The sequence below is a fragment of the Mediterraneibacter gnavus ATCC 29149 genome, assembly GCF_008121495.1.
Taxonomy (GTDB): Bacteria; Bacillota; Clostridia; order Lachnospirales; family Lachnospiraceae; genus Mediterraneibacter; species Mediterraneibacter gnavus.
This window is the reverse complement of record NZ_CP043051.1, coordinates 3081658-3107110: the sequence shown is the minus strand read 5'-3', so window position 1 is coordinate 3107110 and position 25453 is coordinate 3081658. Positions and strand designations below refer to the sequence as shown.

Below are 25453 nucleotides of genomic sequence, written 5' to 3'. Positions count from 1 at the left end.
GTTTTATTTTATGGAATCAAATCAGACAACTGAGCGAAAAACTTATCATGAACAAAAATATATTGACAATACGTTGCGTCTGCGGGAAATCTTAAAAACACTTCCGGCTTTTGCAAAAGATTATTTCCGTGCTGCAGAACCTACCACCTCTGCAAAAACAAGAATTTCTTATGCATATGATATCCGAGTATTCTTTCACTTTCTGATGGAAAACAATCCTGTATACAAGGATTATACCATCGATCAGTTTACCCCGCAGGATCTGGAGCAGCTCTCTCCTGTCGATATCGAAGAATATCAGGAATATTTAAAGGTTTACCAAAATCCGGAGGAAAAACAAATTACCAACACGGAAAAAGGACTTGCCAGAAAGATGTCTGCCCTACGCAGCTTTTACGGCTACTATTTCAAGCATCAGATCATCGAGAAAAATCCAACACTGTTTGTCGATATGCCAAAGCTGCACGAAAAAGCAATCGTCCGTCTGGATACGGACGAGGTGGCTTCTCTTCTGGACTTTGTAGAACACGGTGGCGATGAGCTCACCGGACAGAAAAAAGTTTACTATGAAAAGACTAAAAACCGGGATCTGGCGATTATCACATTGCTCCTTGGTACCGGAATCCGTGTATCAGAATGTGTGGGACTTGATATCCAGGATGTTGATTTTAAAAATAACGGGATTACGGTCGTCCGAAAAGGTGGAAATGAAATGGTCATCTATTTTGGCGAGGAAGTCGAACATGCCCTGAAACAATACTTGTATACAACGCGGGAAGCTGCCACTCCTCTTCCGGGACATGAAAACGCACTGTTTTTATCCACGCAGCGCCGCCGTATGGGAGTCCAGGCAGTTGAAAATATGGTGAAAAAGTATGCCCGCCAGGTGACGCCAAATAAAAAAATCACCCCTCATAAACTGCGGAGTACTTATGGAACTACACTTTACAAAGAGACCGGTGACATCTATCTCGTCGCAGACGTACTCGGACACAAGGATGTCAATACAACCAAAAAACACTATGCAGCAATAGATGAGGACCGCCGACGCATGGCTGCAAAAGCTGTCACTTTGCGGGAACCCTAAGAGAATTGACAAAAGAAAGGATAAATCTTATGCAAAAAGAACGTACAATCGGAACAACAACTTTAAAAACTCCATATATCGGAATGGGTACCTGGGCAATTGGCGGAGGCACCTGGTGGGGAGAAAATGATGATGCACTCTCCATTCGCACCATCGAGGAAGCAATTGATCGGGGAATCGTATGGTTCGACACTGCTCCGGTCTACGGGATCGGACACAGTGAGAACGTAGTTGGCAAAGCCATAAAGCAAAATCGTTCCAGGATCCTGCTCTCCACCAAATGCGGGCTGGAATGGGATCATGAGACACCTTGCTTTCATAAAGTCATGGAAGGACGCAATGTTTACCGTGATCTTTCCGCCGCTGCAATTCGTAAAAATCTGGAAGACAGCCTCCGACGTCTGCAGACAGACTATATCGATATTTACTATACACACTGGCAGACTCCTGACTTTTCCCTCTATCCGCTGGAAGAAACGATGGATACTCTTCTCCAGTTGAAAAAAGAAGGGAAGATCCGTGCCATCGGAGCCTCCAACGTTACTGCCAAAATCATCGAAAAGTACTGCTCTCTTGGACAGCTGGATGTAATTCAGGAAAAATACAGCCTTCTGGATACACATATTGCGGATGAATTGTTACCTGTATGCCAGAAACATCATGTTTCCATCCAGGCGTACTCGCCTCTGGAACAGGGACTACTCACAGGAAAAGTGACACAAGACACGGTGCTTTCTCCGACAGATGTGCGCAACAAAAATAAATTCTGGGCACAAAAGTCCCGTCTGCACATATTGAACGTTTTACAGAAATTAACCCCGTATACTGAAAAATATAGTTGTTCCCTCAGCAACCTGATCATCTATCTGACTGCAGCTTCTCTTCCGGACTTGCATGTCCTCTGCGGCGCAAGGAAACCGGAACAGATCATCGACAATGTAAAAACACTCTCCCTGAATCTGGAAGAAGCTGACCTGTCAGAAATGAGTCAGTTATTTGAACAGCTTCGAAACTCTATCAGATAAATTTTAATGTCATACGATGGAAAGAGACCTCGCAGATTTCTTTACACAAGACTGTATAGGTGTCTTTCCATTCCCATGATATATAAGGAATCAAAAGTCTGCAGATTCTTTCTGTAAACCGTTTTTTTTCATACTCCTGATCTCCATGCATTTCCTGCCCGAAAAAAGTCAGCAGCTTTATAAGATAGATCAGATTTTCATACTCGTCCCACTCCAGTTCTTTTCTGAAAACTCTTCGTTCCCACAACTGCTTTATAAGACCATTGTATATCGTCATGATCTTCTCCGTCCATTCTCTGCTCATTTCTTGAAATACGGGTACTGTTTTTTGAAGTCTGCTATAATTTTCATACACAATAGCTGCATTCTTCTGAAACTGTTCCACTGCTTTCAAAAATCGAAGCAGCAATTCCAAAAGTGTTCGATTCTCATATTCCCAGAACGGCTTTCCTGAAATCTCTCCTCTTTCCAGATCGATTTCAAACAGCTGGATGCTCTCTGAAAAAGTTTCCTGAATATCGTTTAAACGCTCCTTCAGCAGATCTTCCTTTTTCGAAAAGTAATATGTCAAATTTCCCACTGCAATTCCTGCCTCCGCTGCAATCTGCCGCATAGATACCTGTTCATATCCCTCTCTTTCAAATAGCCTCTTTGCACAATCGCAGATTCTTTCCCGCATTAGCTCTTTTTGATCCTGTGCTTTCATTCTACTACCCTCTCTGGTTGATTCCTTTTTTGTCAAAGCCACTATAACATACTCCTTTGTAAAACGCAAATTTCTCATTTCTCGAATTAGTACATAGTACTATTTATTTTTCTATTTATAGTACAGCGTACTACATTCTGTTTTAAAGGAAAATGCCGACAAATCATACTCCTTCATTGTAATTCCATCTCTTTCACCTTATAATAGGAACATAAACCCAAAGAAAGGACCTTTACCATGGAACTACAGAAGTTATTAAGCTATACCCGAAAAGCGGTTGATGAATACAGAATGATTGAAGAAGGCGATCATATTGCGGTCGGAATTTCCGGCGGAAAAGACAGCCTCACTCTGCTCTATGCACTACATGGACTCAAGCGCTTCTATCCGAAGAAATTTGAACTCAGTGCAATCACCGTAGATCTGGGATTTGAAGATTTTGATCTTTCTCCGATTCAGGCACTATGTCAGGAACTGAATATCCCCTACCGAATCGAATCTTCTGATATTTATGAGATTCTTTTTCATGTCCGTAAAGAATCCAATCCCTGCTCTCTTTGTGCCAAAATGAGAAAAGGCGCCTTAAATCAGGCAATTAAAGAAATGGGATGCAATAAAATTGCCTATGCCCACCATAAAGATGACATTATAGAGACAATGCTGCTCTCCTTGATCTTCGAAGGACGTTTTTATTCATTTTCTCCGAAAACCTATCTGGACCGTACTGATCTGACTGTTATTCGTCCAATGATGTTTGTAGATGAAAAAGACGTCATCGGTTTTAAAAACAAGTATCAGCTTCCGGTAGTGAAAAGCAAGTGTCCTGTTGACGGATATACAAAACGTCAATATGTCAAAGAACTTCTCCGTCAGTTAAATCACGAAAATCCAGGTGTCCGCGAAAGGATGTTTCATGCAATCCTTGATGGAAATATCGAAGGCTGGCCCGAACGGATCATTCATCCAAGAGCATAAAAAGTCCCCCTGCAGTAAAAGTCTTTATCTTTTCTGCAAGGGGAACTGTTTTTTAACTTCTAAAGAATTTTGTCATCTCTTTGAATCTGCTCTTTCAGCATTACATACTGCTCGATTGCTTTTGCTGTCCCTTCAATTCCAAGTTCTGAACTTGAGAGACACAATTCATAGCTTTCAGAGTCTGACCATTTTTTATTCGTGTAATAATTATAATAACTTGCACGCTTTTTATCGGTTTTAATGATCATATCTTTTGCCTTGGCATCCGTAAGATTATAAATTCTTGCGATCCTGCGGATACGTGCATCCAGATCAGCATGGATAAATACGTTCACCACATTATCATAAGATTCCAGAGCATAATCTGCGCAGCGTCCTACCAGAATACAAGGTCCTTCATCCGCAATCTTTTTAATCGCATCAAACTGTGCAAGAAATACTTTATGGTTGATTGGCATATCGGAGTAGGATCCGCCCGAATACCCCATAGAATACGTATCCATCACGAGAGAATACAAAAAGCTGTTCGTCGGCTTTTCATCATGTGTTTCAAAAATTTCCTCACAGATACCACTTTCTTTCGCTGCTCTGCTGAGCATCTCTTTATCATACAGCTTGATTCCGAAATAATCTGCGATCTGATACCCGATCTCCCGTCCTGCACTTCCGAATTGTCTTCCTATTGTAATAATCGTGTTCGTCTTCATATTACTCCACGCTCCTTTTGCCTGTCATATTCTTGAAGTTTCTATACGCTCATTATACAACAATCTGCACTAAATAACAATAAAAAGACTGCATTTATCCGTCATTCAATACAATTTTCAAACAGAGCTTTCATTTTCAGGGGTTGCAGCGATTACACGGAGAGTACCCCTGATCGATCAATTCTTCCCTTGTTTCTGATGTTTCTTTTCGATTCTGCTGCTTTGTATCGCGGATACTGCTACAGTCTGGTTTATGGAATTTTTTTGTATTTGTGTTGACTACATAGGTAACTTCTTCATCCTTTTTTTCGCTTTCTGCAGTTTCACTCTCCCTGCTTTCTCCTGTTGCATAATCAATCCAAATCCCCGGCTGCACATTGTAGACAAACACATGAAAACGAATTTCTTCATCTTCCACAGAAGCTGCCTCCATAATGACTCCACTGGCTACCAGATTATCGCCTTCATAAACCGGTGTCACACGGTACAGGACATGATGATTCGTCTCATGGACATAATCTGCCACCTGATTCTCAAACGGGAGCATTCCCTCCACATTAAAATATCGTGTTCCTGTGATAAGATTTTTTTCATTCGCATTCTCTTCGGCAAGCTGAAATCCGATCAGATGCGCACGATTATACAAATATTTCCCATCTACACAGTCATATTTCACTGTATGCCATCCAGAAGGCTTGATCATGCCTATTTTCCCCCGTTCCTGAGTCGGCATGATCTCCTGACAGATATTGGCATAAGCAGCCTGACAACGCCCCAGTGCATCCAGATCGCTGTATTGTTCAAAAACTTCCGTCGTATACTCTGACTCCTGAAAATCAGGTATGTTATTGTTTAGCTCCACATAAGGTGAGCCTGTATATTCCGGAATATTCTGTGCCGTATAGGTTGTCTTATTTTCACTTGCCGTAACCAATTGATCTTGCCCGGAGACAGCATTATTTTGCTGACATCCACATATGAGCATCACTGTCGCAAGAATCGGAAGCAGCAATTTCTTTATCTGCATAACTTAAATTCCTTTCTTTCTCTTTTCATACCTATTCGATCACAAGCTGATTGAATGAAATCTTTTCACTGACAGCCTCTTTGGCAAGACTGTCTGCACGTTCATTTCCCTCTACGCCGGTATGTCCTTTTACTTTGATAAAATGAAGCTTCACGGATGTGCCATTCATAAAATCGCGATATTTCTGTGTTCCTGCCTGTTTTGCCGCCCAATCTCCGGTCACCCAGGATTCAATGCCCTGATAATCGTAAAATATCGAAAGCTCTGCAATTTTCCTTTTTTCCGCTTCTTTTACTGCTTTGATACATCCCAGAAGCTCTCCTGCCACATTGTGCATTTTCGCAAGATCCGGATGATCTCCTGACCCCTGCAGAACAACTTCCTCCTCGTCAGACAGTTTTAAAAAACCCCCAAACCCGTAAACCCCCTGAAAATAAGATCCATCCACATAGGCATATGGATAGGCAGTATGAGAAATATGTGTCTCTTTTGCCTTCGCGCTCTGCCCCGGATGAAGAAAAGACTGTGCCTCCTCTTCTGTCACAAACCCTTTAAAGACCGCCCCCGGATAACCCGTCACTTGTTTCTGACATTCGCTCCAGGTACGATAAATTCCCGGTATCCTTCCTTTTCTTACTGCATAATACTTATTCTTCGCCATCTTTTTTCTCCTTATGTTTCATTTTTTGAAATACCGGCACATACATGCACAGTGTCACGATCATAATGCCCATCATTATCATAATGATTCCATTGACTACAGCAGCCTCAAGCTGTGAAAACAAAAACAGGACAAGAAGTCCTGCAAACAGAACTGCAGTACAGACCTTGCCAAACCACATCGCTCCATCCAGCATCTTTCCTTTCTTCAGGAATATGAGCCCCATAACCCCCATGTAACCTTCCTTGACCAGCATCAATGCAATCAGCGCCCACATCATAGGATAGCGGGTTGCAAGGCAGATTGCCAGTGCTGCATGCGTAAGCTTATCAGCGATCGGATCCAATGCCTTTCCCAGCTCTGTCACCATATGAAAGCGCCTTGCAATCTTCCCGTCAAACAGATCTGTCAGGCTGGAGAGCAGAACAACCAGCGCTGCATACAAATATTCGCGTTCCGTTTCTGCCGTGATATACAGGTAACAAAACACCGGAATTAACAGAATCCGAAAATATCCCATCAGATTCGGAATCGAAAAAATTTCTTTTTTACTGAATCGTTTCATTCTCTTCTCACCTCATATGTATTTATTTTTTTATTATATAACACAAACATGTGTTTGTCTCCCTAAAAATCAAAAAAGGAATCGAATGTGCACATTTCTGACATATCCGTTTCCTTTTTTCCTAATTTCCTGTCTGCTTTCTCAATTTTTTTAAGAGTTCTTCAAAATACTCCGGCAACGGGGCATCAAACTGCACATACGCTCCCGTAGAAGGGTGTACAAAGCCAAGGATCCTTGCATGCAGCGTCTGTCCCTGCAGTCTGAACGGACACTTCGTCGGTCCGTAAACCAAGTCTCCCAATATCGGATGTCCGATGCTTGCCATATGAACACGGATCTGATGTGTCCTTCCTGTTTCCAGTTCACATTCGATATGCGTGTAGTTTCCAAAACGTTCCAGCACCCGATAGTGCGTCACTGCCTCTCTTCCATGGGGTGCATGGACGCTCATCTTCTTGCGGTCCGTCGGATGTCTCCCGATCGGTGCATTGACCGTGCCGCTATCCTCCTTTAAGTTTCCATGAACGATTGCTTCATATCTTCGGGTGATCGAATGGTCTTTGAGCTGCTCGGCCAGAATCTGATGTGCCCTGTCATTTTTACAGACCAAAAGAGAGCCTGTCGTATCCATATCGATCCGATGTACGATCCCTGGACGCATCACACCATTGATCCCGGAAAGATTTTCCCTGCAGTGATACATCAAAGCATTGACCAGAGTCCCTGTATAATGCCCTGGCGCCGGATGTACGACCATCCCCTTAGGTTTGTTTACCACAAGCAAATCGGTGTCCTCATAAAGGATGTCAAGAGGAATCTCCTCTGGCAGAATATCCGGCACTTCCAGTTCCGGAATCTGCAGCTTCACCTCATCCTCACTGCCCAGCTTATAATTTGTTTTTACCTGCTTTCCATTGACTTCAACCAATCCATCTTTGATCAGTTTCTGAATATAGGAACGGGATCTGTCCGGCATCTGCGCAGACAAAAATTTGTCGATCCGCTCATTTGTCACTGTCTCTTCTGCTGTAAAAAAACGTTCTTCTCTCATGATCTGGAGCCTTTCTTTTGCAGTACCCAGTCAAATTCCTGATCTTTATAATAGAAAAGAATCAGGATTCCAAAAAGGATGCAGCCAATTACCACATAACAGTCTGCCACATTAAAAATCGGAAAATCAATCAGGTTGAAATAGCAGAAATCCACTACGTAATTCCTTGCCAGACGATCGATCAGATTTCCGATGGCGCCGGATGCCAGAAGGATCGCACATACTCTTAACGGAACAAATCTTCTTTTCTGCGGAATTCTCCCGTAAATGAAGACGACCGCAAAAAAAATCAACAATGCTCCAACTGCAAATACAATCTGCCGATTCTGCAGGATTCCAAATGCAGCCCCACGGTTTTCCAGATACCGAAACTGAAATACTCCCGGTATTATAATCAAAGGATCCTGATCTTTCAGATAGGTAACCGCCAGCCATTTTGTAAATTGATCTGCGGCCACTGCCAGAAGAAATGCAAATAGTGCCCACAGATAACTTTTCCCTGTTTTTTTTCTTTCCTCCATTGTATTACTCCTGCCTCTGTCTTTGTTAAATATATTTATAAACAGATACATAAATTCTGTTCTTTTTCGTCTTTGCTCCCGTTCCATTATAACGGAATTTGCCATATCCTCTGACGGATATCACATCATTTTCTTTTAATTGATAACTGTTCGTTGTGATCAGTTTTCCGTTCACAAACACTTTTGCCCCTTCTATGAGACCCGAAAGCTTTGTCCGTGATGCAGAAAATGCAAGCGAAAGCAGACTGTCCAGACGAACAGACGCCACCGTTCCCCGGATTTCCTCATATTTGGGTTCATACTGAAAATCCTCTCTTGAAATCTCTTTTACCAGAACCTGTGTATGCCGGACTCTGGTCAATTCCTCCATCAAAAAAGACTGTAATGTGCGATGTACAAAAACAACCGCATCAGTTCCATCTACAAGGATATCACCTATCTTTGCACGTTCGATACCCAGTCCTAAGATCGTCCCCAGATAGTCTCTGTGAGTCAGCTGCTCTGCATATTTCGCATGCAACGGAGAAATCCTTAGAATATCAAATGGATAGTCACCCCATTCCTCCTCGCTGCACCATGACATTTCTCCACGCAAAGAAAGAGCATCAGGGAGAAATGCCGCCATCTGACGCTCTGCCAAGCCATATCCGCCAAAAGTGACAAACTTTGTGTAAAGTCTGTCCTTTGGCATCGAATGTAAAATATTCAGTTCATTCAAATTCAAAAAATCCGAATATGTAACGATATCGCGACTATATGCCAGATTTGACAGCTCTGACAGCCGCTTCTCCAACTGTTGTTCTTCCTTCTGCATATGAATAAATCCTAGTATCTGCCTCTCATGCTTGGTTTTTCCATGGAACCGCCGAGAAGATCCTGCAGATCTCCGGAAATATCTACATTCGTCGGTGTCACAAGGAAGATGTAATTAGAAATCTTCTGCAGATTTCCGCTGATCGCAAAAGTCGCTCCTGAAATGAAATCAATGATACGCTGTGCAATCTCAAGATCCATACCTTCCAGATTCAGGATCACAGTACGTCCTGCAAGCAGTGTCTCGGTAATCTCACGAGAATCATCTACAGAAGTCGGTTTTACAACACAGACCTCCATATTCACACCTCTTCTGGCTGCAGGCTGACGCATTGGTGTCACTTTATTTCCAGAGGATGGGGCAAGATGCTTGTCCTCGTCCATATCGAAATCATCAAAATCATCACTTCTGCTCTTCTTGTTTCCGAAAATTGAACGATGCGGTTTTTCATCGAAATCATCATCTTCAAAATCATCATCATAAAAATCATCATCATCGTATTCGTCATCATTCAATTTCATGATATCCAAGAATTTATCAAATACACCCATGTTTACACTCCTATCTTATGCCGTACCCTTTTTGCATAAAGTTATTTTAAAATTGAAAACGTACCTTCTTATCCGGAAATTAAATCTGATAATTTCTGGCACCAAAGATTCCAGTGCCTACACGCACCATAGTCGCGCCTTCTTCGATCGCAACTTCGTAATCATTGGTCATCCCCATTGAAAGTATGCTTACGTTAACATTATCAATGTTTTTATTCATAATGTCAACAGATAATTTATGTAAATTTGCAAAAACAGGACGATTGTCATCTGGATTTTCCACAAATGGTGCGATTGTCATCAGCCCTTTTACGCAAATATGTTGAAATTGTGAAATTTTTTCAATGAAGGGAATGACTTCGTCAACTTTCAGCCCAAACTTACTTTCTTCCTGTGCAACATTTACTTCTACCAGAATATCCTGGATACAATTCTTCTTTGCAGCCTCTTTTTCGATTGTTTCTGCCAGCTTCAAAGAATCCACGGAATGGATCAGTGCCGTTTTTCCGACAATATATTTTACTTTATTTGTCTGAAGATGGCCGATCATGTGCCACTCTATATCCTTTGGCAGAATCTCATATTTTTCTGTCAGTTCCTGCACTTTATTCTCACCGTATACATGTATACCAAGTTGATATGTCTCTTCGATCATTGATACAGGCTTTGTTTTGCTTACAGCGATCAGAGTCACTTCCTCCCGTTTTCTCCCTGCACGGTCACATGCCGCCTGTATACGGCGTTCCACCTCTTTCAGTTGTTCTTTCAACATGTTTCAAGCTCCTTTCCCACTTTAAAATACCACTTCATCCTCTTTTACGTCTTCTCCATCCTGTACGATATGATCATAATTTGACAAGCCGTAAGAATTACCTTCTTTAATAATATAATACTCATCACTCTCACACAGGATCTCAACTGCATTGAATACCGCGTATCCCTGATTGATATTATAAACGCCACTCAACTCTGCCGTTTTTTCTACTGTCATTGTCTCTGATGACTCCGGTTTGATTAAGGTAGTTCCTGCTTTCAGACTCTCCGGATTCACATAGTTTGTCCCGTCATCTGATACATAATAAATCTCAATCTGCTGAAATACCGCGCTGTCCTTATCCTGTATCATCACTCCGGAGTCCGAGCTGTTGCCTCCGGTTGTAATATAATCCTGAGGTATCGCATAACATGATTTTTTGATCACCGAGCTTTTCGGAATCTTCAGTCCGCTCTGATCTTCCAGTATCAACTCTACATTCAAGTAGCGCTTATCTGCATACCGGATCATGGATTTATCAAAATCGAGACACCCATAATATTGTTTTCCTTTTTTCAAAATTGAAAAATCTGCCCATACCGTGTCATTCTCATTATCAAGCCGCACTTTCACAGAATCTGTCTCAGACAGCTCTTTTGCTGTTTGATCCTCCAATGGAATCACAACCGACCAGTCTTCACTGGTGACAAGCTTATAAATCGGTTCTCCGCTTGCTATTTCCATGTTGTCTTCCAGATTTGTACTCTTGTAATTGCTTTTATCAAAATCTGCATCCGTAAAATTGTCTTTTGTCAGACCTTCTTCGCCGTCATATGTCAGAACCATCACACCGTCCCTTGCAGCCGGATATGTTTTTACATCCTGCCCACTCGCAGCGATCACTGCGTCAAGCTGTGCTGTTTTCGTCTGGTCGGATGCATTCTGAAGAGTTTCTGCAACATCTCTTTTCAGACTGTAGACAGAAGAGAATTTCTGTGATGTGAAATTTTCATTAAAATCCTGTGCTTTCAGAACAATCGTTTCCTGCTCCTCTGCGCTCAATGTCGTCTCACTCTGCTCCTGAGACTCTGAAACATCCAACTTCTGCGGCGAAATCGCGCAAATGTTCATGCCTGTCCTGATTTTACTCTGTCCACTCTGATAGTAATTGACATACCCGTCACTTTCCGCATTTACCAGGGTTTCCTCTCTGAGAATCAACCCCGTATATGAATGATCCTTCAAAATACTGCCTTCCCGTACTTCATACACCGTGATCCGTTTCTCTGTGGCATACGCCACCACCGCAACGACCAGATAAATAAAAATCAGTGCGAAAATCAGCGTTCCGATATTCAATTCTCTCTTTGTTTTATATTTATTAATACTGATTGAATTCTTTTTTTGTTTTTCTGGCAAACTTGATACCTCCTTGAAATCAGTCTTAATCCCCTCTTAAATAACTTGTTAATTATAACATTTCTGTATGTATATTTCCAGTTTTTGCGGAAATAATAAAATTATCCCATAGAAAAGGAGGGAACAGTATGAAATGGCTCGATAATACAGCTCTTGTAATTGTCATCATCGGAGCAGTGAACTGGCTGCTTGTCGGAATCTTCCAATTTGATCTGGTGGCGTTCCTTTTTGGAAATTTAAGCTGGCTTTCCAGAATCATTTACACTCTTGTCGGCTTGTGCGGACTCTATCTGATCAGCTTTTTTGGCAGAATCGGGAATTCAGCAAGTGATGTGTAAGTTTCACCCTCTTACGACTTTATATAAAAACGGCAGTTCCATGCGAACTGCCGTTTCAAGTCTTTATTTTCCATTAATTCCCGAACTCATTAATCTTGTCATATTGTCATAGAGAATCGATTTCTGAGACGCTCCCATCACAATCGAAATATATGGACGCCCCTGCTGATCCTGCTCATACAGCACCAGACAAGACCCTGCTTCATCCGTTGTCCCGGTCTTCCCGCCAATCACCTTGACTCCTTCCGGCGCTGCAGCGTCTCCGGATGCATAATAATTGGTAGGCTCCCAGGTCATCGTATACGGTACTCCGGATGCCGATGTAAGATTCGCAGTATAGGATGTCTGCGAAATCATCTCTACAAACTGCGGATTCTGCAGACAGGCATTGAACATCAGATATAAATCATATGCCGTTGTGTAATGATCTTCGTTCTGCAGTCCGTGAGGATTTACAAAATGTGTCCCGGTCGCCCCAAGGTTCCGTGCCTCTTCATTCATCTTATCCACGAATGCCTCCACACTTCCGGATACATGCTCTGCGATTGCAACGGCACAGTCATTCCCCGAATAAAGAAGCAATCCATTCAGCAAATCTCTCAAAGAAAGCTGATCTCCTGCCTGAAGTCCGCATACCTGCTCATCTTCGGCAAAATCAGTCGCACGCTCACTGACCGTGACTATATCATCCAGATTCCCATATTTTAATGCCACATACGCTGTCATGATCTTTGTTGTACTGGCCGGATATAACGGTTCAAAAATCTGATCTGCATAGAGCACATTCTTCCCCTGCACATCAAACAGACCAACGGCATGAAGGGATGCATCCTGTGTGTATCCTTCCATTGCCACATCTGCATCCGTCACACACAGCTGGGAAGCAAACGTTTCCGCTTTGTAAAGACTCTTGCGATAATGTGTCTTCTCATATTCCGAAACAAAATCCTTCGCGTTGTCATGCAGGATCAGCATCAGAGTACCGATCAATGCCAGAAACAGTAAAACTGCCACAACAATTCCTGCAATTGCGCCTTTTCCAATTCCGGTTCTTTTTTGTACTTTTTTACTCCTGCTTCGCTTTTTACTTGTAGATTTCACGCCAGTCCAAATCTCCTCTGTCCAGGGCCAGAACCAATGCCTCTGCTGTAGCAATGTTCGTAGCCATCGGAATGTTATACATATCACACAGTTTTACAATATCATTTACATTCGGTTCATGCTTCTTTGGTGCAAGCGGATCCCTGAAAAAGATCAGAAGATCGATCTCATTATGCTCGATCTGTGCTCCCAGCTGCTGATTTCCGCCAAGATGTCCCGGCAGAAACTTATGAATGCTCAGATTGGTAACACTTTCTACCAGTCTTCCAGTTGTCTCTGTCGCATACAGGTTATGCTTACACAATATTCCTCTGTATGCAATGCAGAAGTTCTGCATCAGTTTCTTTTTTGCATCATGTGCCACTAATCCTATGTTCATACACTTTCGTCTCCTCTATTGATATTTTTTAGGCTGCAGGCCGACATTCAGAACCAACCCGATTCCTGCAAAAAAGCAGACAAGGGATGTCAGTCCATAACTTACAAACGGAAGGGATATTCCTGTATTCGGAAAAATTCCTGTCGCCACACTGATATTGATAAATGTCTGAATCCCTACCAGTGCGCCAACACCCCCGCAGATGATGCGCCCTCCGGTGTCTTTTGCCCTTAAACCTATCACAATACATTCTATCACAATCAATAATAACAAAATTATGACCACACAACAACCCACAAATCCTAATTCTTCACCAATAATTGCAAAAATAAAGTCTGTCTGCGGTTCCAAAATAAAATTTCCGTTTTTTACTGATGTTGTAGCATCGCTGTTGTATCCTTTCCCGTTCAACTGCCCGGATCCGATCGCCATCACGGAATTCAGCTGCTGATATGCTTCCTCCGTGGCATATGCCTCCGGTTCCAGCCATGCCAGAATACGCTTCTGCTGGTAATCCTTTAAAAACGGTTGATTCGGCTGCACCACAATTCCGATCACCAAAGCGATCGTAGGAATTGTGATCGCCAGCACTGTGCCAATGAATTTATAGCTCAGACCGGCCATAAACATGATCACACAGAACAATGCTGCAATACAGATCGTTGCCGAAAGACTCGGCTGCTTATATACAAGGAGCAAAGATGGTATGATCAGACCGATTGCTTCCAGAATCGTCTTTTTCTTATTGATCTGTTCTTCCCTGTCAGCCAAAAATCTGGCAAAAAACAAGATCGTGATCAATTTTGTCAGATCTGAAGGCTGAAACTGCACAAATCCAAGATCCAGCCATCTTGTCGCACCATTTGCCTCTGTCCCAAGAAAAATAACAGCCAGAAGTAAGGCAATATTTACCACATACATCAGCCAGTAGAAATTCAGGATCCACTTGTAATCGATCAGTGAGATCACACCCATGGCAAGCAGACCTAATCCCACGCCCATGATCTGTCTGGGCTGATACTCTGCATTTGCACTCCCCACCATAAATACGCCGATCACAGAAACTGCCAGTACCAGCAAGATCAGAGTGAATTTATAATCTTTCAAATTGTATCGCTGTTTAAGATTTAAAAATTGAAGTTTCAATTATTTTCTCCTGTTATTTTAATATGTATATCTGAATGTGTTATCTCTATCTGAACCGCTTCCGGTTTTAGTTCTATGTATTTTGAAATCGTATAGTAAATGTCTGAAGTCATTCTCTCAGACATATCGGGTGTACACATAAGCCGATCCGCAATGAGCAGATTCCGGAGTCTGTCTTTCGCAATGTGAACAGATGGTACACTCATATCTGCCCCTCCTAATTCTTTTTGAACAGATCTCTGAATTTCGAGAACAGTCCTTCTGATCTTCCAAAGTCAGTAATCGGAATTTCCTCCCCGAGAAGCCTGCGGCAGATATTTGCATATGCTTTTCCTGACATGCAGTCCTCTCCCACGATCGGCTCACCCTGATTTGTCGCGATCACAACCTGCTCATCATCCGGGATCACACCAAGCAGATGAATCGCCAGAATCTCTGTCACATCCTCCACGGACATCATGTCTCCCCGCTTCACCATGTCGATCCGCAGACGATTGATGATCAGATCATTGTTTTTAATCCCGTGCGCTTCCAGCAGACCGATGATGCGGTCTGCATCCCGGATCGCAGACACTTCCGGTGTTGTCACTACAATCCCTCTGTCAGCTCCGGCAATCGCATTTTGGAACCCCTGCTCGATTCCTGCCGGGCAATCCAGCAAAATATAATCAAACTCCGTTTTCAGCTCTTCGATCAGTTTTTTCATCTGTTCCGGAGAAACTGCGGTCTTATCCTTTGTCTGTGCCGACGGCAGCAGATACAGTTCCGGAAAACGCTTATCCTTAATCAGTGCCTGTTTCAGACGGCATCCGCCTTCGATCACATCCACAAGATTATATACGATCCGGTTTTCCAGGCCCATAACCACATCCAGATTGCGAAGTCCGAGATCGGTATCGATCACCACTACTTTTTTCTGCAGCTGCGATAACCCAATCCCTATATTTGCTGTTGTCGTCGTTTTTCCAACACCGCCTTTTCCCGATGTAATGACAATCACTTCTCCCATGTCTATTCTCCCTTTCACACTTAAGTTCATATTTGTCTACAGCGAATCCAGAACAAGTCTGTTTTCACCCATGACTGCTATCTGCGGGTGCTTAAAAGACTGTCTGCAGATGGCAAGCAGCGATCTGCCTGCTTTGACATCTCCGATACGCATATATGCAGGTTTCATGGATAACGCGGCCACATAGGCTTTGTCATCCCCGCAGGCTCCTGCATGAACAGATCCTTCCAGTCTGCCAAGAATCACAACGCTGCCCTTTGCGATCACTTTTGCCCCATACTCCACATCTCCGAGTATAAGAACACTGGTATCTGATTCCAGAATCTGCCTTTTTCTGAGAGTTCCCCGATAGAACTGCCCGTCCTTTTGCCGAACATTCGTCATTGTGTGTTCTATCACGCTTTTGTATGCCATTTCTTTTGTCTGATTCCGGTCTATGATACAGACCACATCAATCCCGGCTGTTTTCGAGATCAACTCTAATAACTGATCCTCTTCTGCCTGTGAAAGCAGGCGGTCTTTAAATTCGACCGCCATCTTTGCTCCTTCAAAAAATTTGATCGAAGCCTTCAGCTTCCGTTCCATCTCCCGAAGCAGTTTGGAAAATTCCGCCTGTGGATTCAGATGGATCTCCAGACCGTACCGGCTGCTTTTGAGCATTACCAGCTTGTCCATACACCTCACATCCTTTTTTAGTCACCGGCTGTAACAGCGCCAAGCTGTGCTGCCTTTCCGGTAACAAGTTTATCGGAATCTGATATCTTGTAATAGCTCTTGACAATATCTCTTCCGATTTCTGCTGTATAAGCGGAACTATATCCATTTGCAATTCGCACGGCAACTGCGATCTCAGGGTTTTCTGCCGGTGCAAATCCGACAAAAAGTACATGGTCCGGATGGATCTCACTCTGCTGTGCAGTACCTGTCTTACCTGCCATGGAAATCTCCATTCCGTTGAACTGGGACATATCCTGAACCATGGCGATCATTCCCTGATGAAGCAGATTCCATGTATTGTCACTGATATCATCGATCGTGTTTGTCACTTCCGGCTCATATTCTTTGATCACTTTACCGTTCACATCTGTGGTCTTATCAAGCAATGTCAGCTTATATACAGTTCCTCTGTTTGCAACTGCAGCCACATAGCGGTTCAGCTGACTGACTGTAAAGTTGTTTGTTCCCTGACCGATCGCACTCTGTACCGAATATTCATCCGATATCTGCGGTTCGCTCTCCGGAATCTCTACTCCGGATTTTTCACCCAGTCCAAATTCTTTTGCGTATTTTGCAAGTGTGTCTGTGCCTTTATTGCTGTCGTATTCTTGCCCGTTCATGCCAAGCTCGTATCCGATGTTATAAAAATAATCGTTACAGGAATCACGAAGTGCAGTCACAACATTCTCATAGCCATGAGCACCCGGATATATCCAGCATTTTGGGTTCGGTGTGATTTTATCGAAAACTCCGGTACAATAAAATGTCGTATCTGCTGTCACAATCCCTTCTGTAAGTCCTGCCGCTGCTGTCAGCATCTTGTACGTAGATCCCGGCGCAGTACGCTCCTGCGTGGCATTGTTATAGAATGGTCTGGACAGACCGGTAACCAGCTGATTGTAGTATTTCGAGTCCATGGTATTGGACAATCGGTTATTGTCATAGCCCGGATAAGAAACACATGCCAGCACCTCACCGGTATTGGGATCACTGACTACCGCGGATCCCGTACAAGGCTCCAGAGCCAGCTGTCCCGGAGTAATCTCCAGATTTTCAATTTTCTGACACAGCCAGGTATACGGATTGACACTTCCGTTATTCAGACCATTGTACGCAGCCTCATCCATCGGAAGTACCCCCTGCTCATATACCATGGCACAGATCTGTGCCCCACTGATACCCTCTGATTTTATAAGATATTTATAGAGAAGTTTGTCGAAATCTGCATCTGAATTCAAATATTCTTCTAAAAATTTCAAAATTCCCTGATAAATCTCTCCGGAATCAGAATATTTCTGCTCTGCCACTTCCTCTGACAGCTTGGATGTATCGATCCAATTCTTCGAAATGGCATAATTTAAATACTGGTTCAGATTGATCGTTTCCTCTTTTGCCCACGCAAGATACGTCTCATCTTTTGTATCCACCAGATCCATATTTAAAATCCCAGTGTTCTTAGCAAGCACGGTATCACATACATAATCCATATAGGCCTGCATTTCTTTTGACAAGTCCTTGTAGGCTGTTGCACCCGCATTATTCAATTCTGCCAGAATCTCTTGGATCACACTTGCCTTACGGTTGGTAAAAATTTCATACACTGTTTTTTCCACTGCTTTTGCATCTGCCGCACCGAAATGCGTCTCATCCAGAATCTCGTTCGCAATAAATGCATTGTAGGCATCATCTACCGGAATGATAATCTCACTTGAATCATTTGTTGTACTCGGATCGTAATTCATTACATTACGAAGTTTTGACCTTACGATTCCTGCCAGCTTTTCCTCCAGCAGTTTATAGGTCTGCTCCTGAAGATCCTTATCAATTGTCAGATATACATCATTTCCTGCTCCGGGATCTTTTTTGCTTACCGTATCCGTTACTTTCCCGACATTATCCGTATAATAGCTGATCTCACCTTTCGTTCCCTGAAGCACCTCATCCATGGTCTGCTCCAGTCCAGATTTTCCGACAATATCAGAAAGTGAATACTTTTTCTTCTGCTCTTTTGTCAGCGCATCATATTCCTCCTGGGAAATCTTTCCGGTATAGCCGATGATCGACGCAAAATACTTGCTGTCCGTATACCGGCGCAGGGAGTCCTCTGCAATATCTACCCCATCCATCTGATCCAGATTTTCCATGATCGCCGCCACCGTCTCATCGCTGACATCGGATGCGAGCACTGTCGGAATATACTTCTGGAAACTGTTGAGTCCGATGGCATAACGCATGGTCACAAGCTTTAAAACATGACTCTTGTCCAGATTTTTATCATCGATCCCATACCCGTACGTATCATCTGTACAAAGATAATGGATCACATCTTCCGCAGACTGCTGTTTCTGCGCGTCTGAAAGTTCATCAATTGTTTTCTTTCCATAAACATCTGCAATAAACCGCAGTTTTAATGTCTCATCCGTCTGCAGAAACTGATAGTTTCCCGCAGAATCCAGAACAACGCCAAAGTCACTGATCACAGAATCGCCATGCGCTTCTACAATCTGCATAACTTTCTCCAGAATTCCGTTGATCGTATCATTTTTCTTGGAATCATTGGTAATATTGTCCTCAAATGTGACGGAATAGGCAAGCTCATTATATGCCAGAAGATTGCCGTTCCTGTCATAAATATTGCCTCTTGTTCCTGACAGTTCTCTTGTCTTTTTGATCTGCAGCTTGTAGTTGTTCAGATAGTAGTCTCCCTTTACGATCTGAAGATAAAACAGTCTGTTCACCAGGATCGCAAACATTACGCAGAATGCAAGGATCAGAACAGTCAGCCGGGAATTTACGATACGATGAAACACTTCTTTGATTTTCTCAAACAAATTTACTTGCACTCCTTTTTTCTTCTGCTTCCAGTTTCTGGTTGATCCACAGGATCAGCTGATACAAAATGAGCGTAACCCCAACTGTATAGATCAGTTCCGGAATGATTACATGCATCAGATAATAAACAAAATCAAATTCACCTCTGAGCATGAACATCAAAAAGTAGATCAACAGCCCGTATACAAACTCGCTTCCTGCGATCAGCAGTAACGGAAGCTTGATGTCTTCGTCAAAATAAGTTTCACTGAACAGGCCATTCACATAGCCGATCATCAGATAGATCAGTGCATACAGCCCCAGCACCGTTCCAAACTGAATATCGATCAGAAGTCCCGAAAAAAATCCGATCCACATTCCTGTTTTCGGCCCGCGCATAAAACCATAGGCAGCTGTCACAATCAACAGCAGATTCGGCTTCACAGATGCCAGTTCCAGAGATGGAAATAAGGTACATTGAAGAAGATAACATGCCAGCATGATCACAACCGTGATCACAAATCGTTTTAATTTGATCTTTTTCATCTTGGCAGGCTCCTTTCTCTACTCACTCTGATCTGTTCCTGTCATTTCCGCCTTTGTCGTTGTAATGACAAGCACCTCCTGCAGATTTTTAAAATCTACCACAGGAGTGATATAGCCGGAACGGGTCAGATTGTTTGCATCTACATTGATCTCGCTGACATAACCGATCAAAAGTCCCTGCAGATATTTATCACTGATGTGAGAAGTGACGATCTGCTCCCCTACCTCTACATCATGATCATTATTTTCCATCTGTTCAAACCGGATCTTCCCTTCTCCGATCAAAGAAAGGTCTCCTCTTACGATACATTTGTCAGAAGTAGAAAGTGCCATACCGCTGACGTTGCTGGAATCATCAATAATCGCACGTACCGTTGCCCAGGTCGGACCTGTCTGAGTCACGATCCCGACGAGTCCACTTCCTGCCAGCACATTCTGATCTACTTTGATGCCGTCATTACTTCCCTTATCAATCGTAAATGTACTAAACCAGTTTCCGGAGTCCTTCCCGATCACACGGGCTCCCACTTTCGGATATTCTGCATAAGTCTGATCCAGCTTGTACAGATCCTGAAGACGGTCCAGTTCGTATTTTTCCTCCTGAAGATTACTGTTTTCCGTGGTCAGCTGATCCACCTGCTTCTGAAGTTTTTTATTTTCTTTTTTCAGCTGTTTCAATGTCTCAAAATTTTCACTGACATCTCCGATCCATGTGCCGATCTGACTGATGCCTTTCTGCATGGGAATCACCGTGATATCAGCCACTCCCCGGAAGGGCCCTTCTACCTTCTCTGCAAACACAGAAAAAATCATCAGTAAAACGCAAACCAGACTCGTTCCCAGAAGCCAGTACTTATTTGACCTGGATTTTTGATTTTTTTTCTTCATATTATCTCAACCACCTATAATCTTCATCTGACATCTCGTATGCCAGGTTTCTGTAATGTTTATCGGAAATGATCGTGCGCAGTCCCTTCACTGCACATAATTCAGGATTCTTGTGTGCAGTCACAAGAAGGCCGGTACTCTGTCGCAGATATGCCGGGAGACCATGCGAACGTGCAAGACCTCCTGTCAGATAAATCCCTGATTTTAAAATCTCACTCCGGACATCCGGCGGTGTACGCTCGATCATGGACTGGATCGCTCTTACAATCTCCGAAAGAGAATCTTTCATTGCAGCCCGAACCAGACCATCCGAGATCTGCCTGGCCCCTGGAACTCCCATTGCCAGATCTCTTCCCGCCACTGTCAGCTTCCTTCGGTTTGTGTTTTTTAAAATACCGCACTGCCATCTGAGCTGTTCTGCTGTAATCCGTCCGATCAGAAACTCCTTATTGTGCCGCACACTGCCCACGATTGCTTCATCTAAAGCCGCACCTCCCACAGGCAGCAGACGGCTCAGCACCGTTTTTCCGCCCGAAAGAACCGAAAGCTCAGTTGTCTCACCGCCAAAATTGACCACAAATATGCCTTTTGCCGAAAAGACATCCAGTCCTATCCCCACTGCATCCGCAATTGCACGATCGACAATCCGGACTGTTTTTGCCCGTGCAGCTGAATGATGCACCAGATCATAAAACGCTTTCTTTTCCACTTCTGTCACATCCGTTGGCGCTGCGATCACATACTCTGCTCCGTTTGGGTATCTCCCTTCCCGCTTCAGCAATGCGCGCAGAAGATACTGCATCTCATGAAAGCGGGCAATCACGCCGTGATGCATGGGAAATACCACCTGAATATTCTCAGGTGCCTTCTCATACATTGCATAGGCCGCATTTCCGACCGCAAAAATATCTTTTTCATCCCGGATTGCAATCACATTTTTGGCACTGCGGATCCGGTCTCTTCTCTTATCATATATCTTGATCTCATATGTGCCCAGATCCAGGCCATATATATTTCTGAACATGCGTCTTGTCCCCTTATTGCAGTTCTTATCGTACCAGTCCCTTTTCTCTGAGACTGACATAACAATTATCCCCGATCACGATATGATCTAACAGTTCCACACCGATCAGCCGCCCCGCCTCCTGAATCCGTCTGGTGATCAGCACATCCTCTTTACTCGGTGTCGGATCTCCACTCGGATGGTTATGCAAAAGCACAATGGACACTGCATTCTTCTGCAGTGCCTCCACAAACAGCTCCCTCGGTGAAATCACTGCTGAATTCACGGTTCCCTTCGAGATATCCGTCTCCCCGATCAGTCTGGATTTTGTATTCAAAAGCAGCAGTTTCATCTGTTCCTGATTTGCATGTCTTAAATCTTCCATATAATATCTGGCAATGGACGCCGGGTTTGAAAAATTCAGTCCCTCCTGTGCGGTTGCTTTTGCAAGACGTCTGCTAAGCTCCGCCAGACACAAAATCTGGATAGCCTTTACCTTCCCGATTCCTTTGATCTGCATCAGCTGTTCGTACGTCCACTGGTGAAGATTCAGCACACCCTTCTGCGAAAATACAGGATGTAAGATCTTATCCGCCAGCTGAAGCGCATTCTCTCCTCTGGTACCTGTACGTAGCAAAACAGCAAGTAATTCGCTGTCCGTCAAATTACTTGCTCCGAACCGCTCACATCTTTCATAAGGGCGCTCTTCACATGCCATTTCTTTCATATTTGCTTTTTTCATAAAAATATGAATGATAACACAATACAGTGATTTATTTTAGCACAATTTAAAAATCATGTATAGGTCTGACCTCTTAAATTTTTATGAAGATTCTATGACCCGATCTTGTTATATTTTTTCAGCACCGCCTCTGCCACTTTCATTCCATCCATGGCAGCCGAGGTGATTCCTCCTGCAAATCCTGCGCCTTCTCCGCATGGGAAAATCCCCTTGATCTCACTCTCCATATTCTCATCTCTTGGAATTTTCACTGGAGAAGACGTACGGCTTTCTACACCTGACAAAAGCGTATCTCCATCTGAGAATCCTGTGATCTTATGTTCAAACTGCCGCATTCCCTCCTCAATGGATTCTGCCAGCACTTGCGGGAAAATTCCACGCACATCTCCAAACGCATATGCCCCTTTCATCTGAGGCTCTACGTTTCCAAACGAAGTGCTGATCTGATTTTTGCAGAAATCTTCCAGTCTCTGAACCGGGATTTTTCCGCCTCCCGCTCGAAAGGCACGTTCTTCGAGCTTTCGCTGAAATTCCATTCCTGCAAGCGGATGTTCACTTCCGTAATCTTCCGGAGTCACCGTCACGATAATGGCGCTGTTCGCATTTTCTCCTGCTCTTGCATGATAACTCATTCCGTTGACAGCCAGACGTCCTTCTTCGGAGGATGCATTGACTACATATCCTCCCGGACACATGCAGAAAGAGTATACGCCTCTTCCATTTTCCAGTTTTGCTGTCACTTTATAAGGCGCTGCAGGAAGTCCCGGCACAGACTCTGCTCCATATTGAGAGGCATTGATCATTTTCTGCGGATGCTCGGCGCGCACACCTACCGCAAATGATTTTGCCTGCATTGGAAGATTCTTTTCATAGAGCATCTCAAATGTATCTCTTGCGCTGTGTCCCACTGCAAAGATCACGGTATCGGTCTCCAGCTCTTCCTCCTGATTGACCTGCACTCCGACAAGTGATGTCTCATCAAGAACAATATCCGTCACCTGACTGTGAAACCGTACTTCTCCTCCGGCTCCACAGATCGCAAGCCGCATATTTTTTACCACCCGGATCAGAATATCCGTTCCGATGTGGGGCTTCTGTTCGTATAAAATCTCCGGCGGTGCCCCGAATCTTACAAAGGTTTCCAACACAAAACGATTTCGCCCGGATGTATCTTTGACCAATGTGTTGAGCTTTCCATCCGAAAAAGTTCCGGCGCCTCCCTCTCCGAACTGTACATTCGACATTGGATTTAAAATCCCGCTTTTCCAGAATTCCTCTACATCACGCTGTCTTTCCTCTACACAGGCACCCCGCTCCAGAAGGATTGGTCTACATCCTGCCAAGGCAAGGATCCATGCACAAAACAGACCTGCAGGGCCGCTTCCTACAACAACCGGACGCTTTTTCGGTGTTTCTCCTTCCAGTTTTGGCATCTGATAGTACACATCCTGTGTCTTCTGAACATTCTTTGGATGTTTTTTGAGTACCTCTTTTTCTTTTTTCACCTGTACATCGATACTGTATACATAGTACAGTTCCGGCTTTTTCCGCGCATCTATGGACTGTCTGCGGATTTCAAATTTCTGCAGCTCTTCCGGACGGATCTTCAATTCCCGTACCAGTTTTTTCTTTAGCTGTTCTTCGCTGTGTCCTACTTTTAATTTTAACTGATTAATTCGTAACATCTGCTGCCTCTCTTCCTGCAATCCATCCGCTGGACCATGCCCACTGCAGATTATATCCGCCGCAGATCCCATCCACATCCAGTATCTCTCCGGCAAAATAAACGCCCGGTACATAACTTGACTCCAGGGTATCTTCCTTCACTTCTTCTGTAGAGACTCCGCCGCAGCATACCTGAGCCTGTTCAAACGAATTTGTCCCTTCCACATTCACCTCAAACTGCTGAATCAGACGGACAAGCGTTCTTAGTTCTTCCTCAGAATATGTTCCCACCGGCTTTTCTTTGGAAATGCGACTACATTTGACCCACAGAGCAATCATTTTTTTGTGAAACAGCCCGGTTAAGAATTCTTCTGCCGTCTTTTGCGGCCGAAGTCTCGCACGCTCTGCCAGAAATACTGTAAACTCTTCCTCAGACATCTGAGGCATAAAATTTAAGACCGCTGTTACTTCCTGTTTGTTGTAAAGCGCCTTTGCTGCAAAACGACTGACCTGAAATACCGGAATCCCGGAAATACCATACTGCGTCAGCTGAATTTCTCCGGTATCCCGACAAACACAGTCCCCATCCACATATAAAGATACACATCCCTGTATGCGCACTCCGGCGATACTCTGAAAGAATTTTCCCTTGCATTTAAGCTGTACCAACGCCGGAAGTACCGGGACGATCCGGTGTCCCATTTTTTTTGCGATCGCATATCCGGAACCATCAGAACCTGTAACAGGAGCCGCCTTGGATCCTGCTGCCAGGATCACCCGGTCTGCGGTCACATTCCCATTTCCGGTTCGGATGACAAACCGGTTCTTTTTCGGAATGATTTCCAGAACTTCTGTCTCTGTGTGCACTTCCACACAAAGCCGCTCCATCTCCATGCGAAGGGAATCTAAAACCGCACCGGCCTGATCCGAGTTTGGATAGAGATATCCGTTTCTGTTTTTCGCATATACACCGATGTTCTGGAAAAACTCCACTGTCTTTTTCTCATCAAACTGTGTGATGACCCGCCACGGAAACTTAGGATCATCACTGCGATAACACTGAGGTGTCTGTACAAGATTTGTAAAATTGCATCTTCCGTTCCCGGTGGAAAGGATCTTCTTTCCCACCCGGTCTTTATGCTCCAGCACAACTGTATGTGCGCCGTGCTCTGCTGCCGAAATAGCCGCCATCATCCCGGCTGCTCCTGCGCCGATCACAACAACTTTTCTCATGGTCTCTCCTTT

Annotated in this window: 28 protein-coding genes; 4 read left to right on the top strand and 24 right to left on the bottom strand. The window is 43.8% G+C overall.

The window, feature by feature from the left end; all coding sequences use genetic code 11:
• Positions 1-10 precede the first annotated feature (10 nt).
• Entirely contained in the window at positions 11-1087 is a 1077-nt protein-coding gene (locus FXV78_RS15495) for a tyrosine-type recombinase/integrase (protein ID WP_009244612.1), read from the top strand.
• Between the two features lie 29 nt (positions 1088-1116).
• Positions 1117-2112 carry an aldo/keto reductase gene (locus FXV78_RS15490; RefSeq protein ID WP_004842902.1) on the top strand — a complete coding sequence of 332 codons (996 nt, stop codon included), beginning with the start codon at positions 1117-1119 and terminating at the stop codon, positions 2110-2112.
• On the opposite strand, the gene FXV78_RS15485 is transcribed toward FXV78_RS15490, so the two are convergent.
• Positions 2105-2818, bottom strand: a complete 714-nt coding sequence (locus FXV78_RS15485; RefSeq protein WP_023923606.1) for a TetR/AcrR family transcriptional regulator — start codon at positions 2816-2818, stop codon at positions 2105-2107. The two genes, FXV78_RS15490 and FXV78_RS15485, sit on opposite strands and share 8 nt — an antisense overlap.
• 237 nt (positions 2819-3055) lie before the next feature.
• On the opposite strand from FXV78_RS15485, the gene FXV78_RS15480 reads away from it, so the two are divergent.
• Positions 3056-3793 carry a tRNA lysidine(34) synthetase gene (locus FXV78_RS15480; protein ID WP_004842900.1) on the top strand — a complete coding sequence of 246 codons (738 nt, stop codon included), beginning with the start codon at positions 3056-3058 and terminating at the stop codon, positions 3791-3793.
• A 59-nt stretch (positions 3794-3852) separates the two neighbouring features.
• Here FXV78_RS15480 and FXV78_RS15475 read toward each other — a convergent pair whose 3' ends face one another.
• From FXV78_RS15475 to FXV78_RS15430, 10 genes are all read right to left on the bottom strand, one after another.
• A complete protein-coding gene (locus FXV78_RS15475) occupies positions 3853-4500 on the bottom strand; it encodes a cytidylate kinase-like family protein (protein ID WP_004842899.1) in 648 nt (215 codons plus the stop codon).
• Positions 4501-4636: 136 nt separating this feature from the next.
• Positions 4637-5527, bottom strand: a complete 891-nt coding sequence (locus FXV78_RS15470) for a DNA/RNA non-specific endonuclease (protein WP_004842898.1) — start codon at positions 5525-5527, stop codon at positions 4637-4639.
• Between the two features lie 31 nt (positions 5528-5558).
• On the bottom strand, positions 5559-6188 hold the full coding sequence (locus FXV78_RS15465; protein WP_004842897.1) for a ribonuclease H1 domain-containing protein: 630 nt from the start codon (positions 6186-6188) through the stop codon (positions 5559-5561).
• A complete protein-coding gene (locus FXV78_RS15460) occupies positions 6175-6753 on the bottom strand; it encodes a CDP-alcohol phosphatidyltransferase family protein (RefSeq protein WP_004842896.1) in 579 nt (192 codons plus the stop codon). The genes FXV78_RS15465 and FXV78_RS15460 overlap by 14 nt, the downstream gene beginning before the upstream one ends.
• Before the next feature lie 121 nt (positions 6754-6874).
• Positions 6875-7804 (bottom strand): RluA family pseudouridine synthase, encoded by a 930-nt coding sequence (locus FXV78_RS15455; protein ID WP_004842895.1) that lies wholly within the window; start codon positions 7802-7804, stop codon positions 6875-6877.
• Positions 7801-8325: a signal peptidase II gene (lspA, locus tag FXV78_RS15450; protein ID WP_022038089.1), complete on the bottom strand. Its 525-nt coding sequence runs from the start codon at positions 8323-8325 to the stop codon at positions 7801-7803. The genes FXV78_RS15455 and lspA overlap by 4 nt, the downstream gene beginning before the upstream one ends.
• A 25-nt stretch (positions 8326-8350) precedes the next feature.
• Positions 8351-9139 carry a YlmH family RNA-binding protein gene (locus FXV78_RS15445; RefSeq protein ID WP_004842892.1) on the bottom strand — a complete coding sequence of 263 codons (789 nt, stop codon included), beginning with the start codon at positions 9137-9139 and terminating at the stop codon, positions 8351-8353.
• A gap of 11 nt (positions 9140-9150) precedes the next feature.
• A complete protein-coding gene (locus FXV78_RS15440; protein ID WP_004842891.1) occupies positions 9151-9690 on the bottom strand; it encodes a cell division protein SepF in 540 nt (179 codons plus the stop codon).
• 79 nt (positions 9691-9769) lie between these two features.
• On the bottom strand, positions 9770-10462 hold the full coding sequence (locus FXV78_RS15435) for a YggS family pyridoxal phosphate-dependent enzyme (protein ID WP_004842890.1): 693 nt from the start codon (positions 10460-10462) through the stop codon (positions 9770-9772).
• Between the two features lie 21 nt (positions 10463-10483).
• Positions 10484-11863 (bottom strand): biotin/lipoyl attachment domain-containing protein, encoded by a 1380-nt coding sequence (locus tag FXV78_RS15430; protein ID WP_004842889.1) that lies wholly within the window; start codon positions 11861-11863, stop codon positions 10484-10486.
• Positions 11864-11991: 128 nt separating this feature from the next.
• Here FXV78_RS15430 and FXV78_RS15425 point away from each other — a divergent pair, with 128 nt between their 5' ends.
• On the top strand, positions 11992-12201 hold the full coding sequence (locus FXV78_RS15425; protein ID WP_004842888.1) for a DUF378 domain-containing protein: 210 nt from the start codon (positions 11992-11994) through the stop codon (positions 12199-12201).
• A gap of 63 nt (positions 12202-12264) precedes the next feature.
• Here FXV78_RS15425 and FXV78_RS15420 read toward each other — a convergent pair whose 3' ends face one another.
• The 13 genes from FXV78_RS15420 to FXV78_RS15360 form a co-directional block, all read right to left on the bottom strand.
• The gene (locus FXV78_RS15420; protein ID WP_004842887.1) at positions 12265-13302 is read right to left on the bottom strand and encodes a D-alanyl-D-alanine carboxypeptidase family protein; all 1038 of its coding nucleotides are present in this window, start codon (positions 13300-13302) and stop codon (positions 12265-12267) included.
• Complete coding sequence (locus FXV78_RS15415) at positions 13286-13681, bottom strand: methylglyoxal synthase (protein ID WP_004842886.1); 396 nt, start codon at positions 13679-13681, stop codon at positions 13286-13288. The genes FXV78_RS15420 and FXV78_RS15415 overlap by 17 nt, the downstream gene beginning before the upstream one ends.
• Before the next feature lie 15 nt (positions 13682-13696).
• Positions 13697-14827: an FtsW/RodA/SpoVE family cell cycle protein gene (locus tag FXV78_RS15410; protein WP_004842885.1), complete on the bottom strand. Its 1131-nt coding sequence runs from the start codon at positions 14825-14827 to the stop codon at positions 13697-13699.
• On the bottom strand, positions 14824-15033 hold the full coding sequence (locus tag FXV78_RS15405; RefSeq protein ID WP_004842884.1) for a cell division topological specificity factor MinE: 210 nt from the start codon (positions 15031-15033) through the stop codon (positions 14824-14826). Before FXV78_RS15405 ends, FXV78_RS15410 begins: the two co-directional genes overlap by 4 nt.
• A gap of 11 nt (positions 15034-15044) precedes the next feature.
• The gene (gene minD / locus FXV78_RS15400; RefSeq protein ID WP_009244605.1) at positions 15045-15836 is read right to left on the bottom strand and encodes a septum site-determining protein MinD; all 792 of its coding nucleotides are present in this window, start codon (positions 15834-15836) and stop codon (positions 15045-15047) included.
• Positions 15837-15872: 36 nt separating this feature from the next.
• Positions 15873-16511, bottom strand: coding sequence for a septum site-determining protein MinC (locus tag FXV78_RS15395; RefSeq protein WP_004842882.1), 639 nt, complete (start codon positions 16509-16511; stop codon positions 15873-15875).
• A gap of 17 nt (positions 16512-16528) precedes the next feature.
• Positions 16529-19384 carry a penicillin-binding transpeptidase domain-containing protein gene (locus FXV78_RS15390; RefSeq protein WP_004842881.1) on the bottom strand — a complete coding sequence of 952 codons (2856 nt, stop codon included), beginning with the start codon at positions 19382-19384 and terminating at the stop codon, positions 16529-16531.
• Entirely contained in the window at positions 19377-19910 is a 534-nt protein-coding gene (gene mreD, locus FXV78_RS15385; RefSeq protein WP_004842880.1) for a rod shape-determining protein MreD, read from the bottom strand. Before mreD ends, FXV78_RS15390 begins: the two co-directional genes overlap by 8 nt.
• Positions 19911-19928: 18 nt before the next feature.
• Positions 19929-20798, bottom strand: a complete 870-nt coding sequence (gene mreC, locus FXV78_RS15380; protein ID WP_004842879.1) for a rod shape-determining protein MreC — start codon at positions 20796-20798, stop codon at positions 19929-19931.
• A 1-nt stretch (position 20799) separates the two neighbouring features.
• Complete coding sequence (locus FXV78_RS15375; protein ID WP_004842878.1) at positions 20800-21822, bottom strand: rod shape-determining protein; 1023 nt, start codon at positions 21820-21822, stop codon at positions 20800-20802.
• A gap of 25 nt (positions 21823-21847) precedes the next feature.
• Positions 21848-22543, bottom strand: coding sequence for a RadC family protein (gene radC, locus FXV78_RS15370; RefSeq protein ID WP_004842877.1), 696 nt, complete (start codon positions 22541-22543; stop codon positions 21848-21850).
• A gap of 92 nt (positions 22544-22635) precedes the next feature.
• Entirely contained in the window at positions 22636-24228 is a 1593-nt protein-coding gene (locus FXV78_RS15365; protein ID WP_004842876.1) for an NAD(P)/FAD-dependent oxidoreductase, read from the bottom strand.
• The gene (locus FXV78_RS15360; RefSeq protein ID WP_004842875.1) at positions 24215-25441 is read right to left on the bottom strand and encodes a BaiN/RdsA family NAD(P)/FAD-dependent oxidoreductase; all 1227 of its coding nucleotides are present in this window, start codon (positions 25439-25441) and stop codon (positions 24215-24217) included. The genes FXV78_RS15365 and FXV78_RS15360 overlap by 14 nt, the downstream gene beginning before the upstream one ends.
• Positions 25442-25453: the final 12 nt, after the last annotated feature.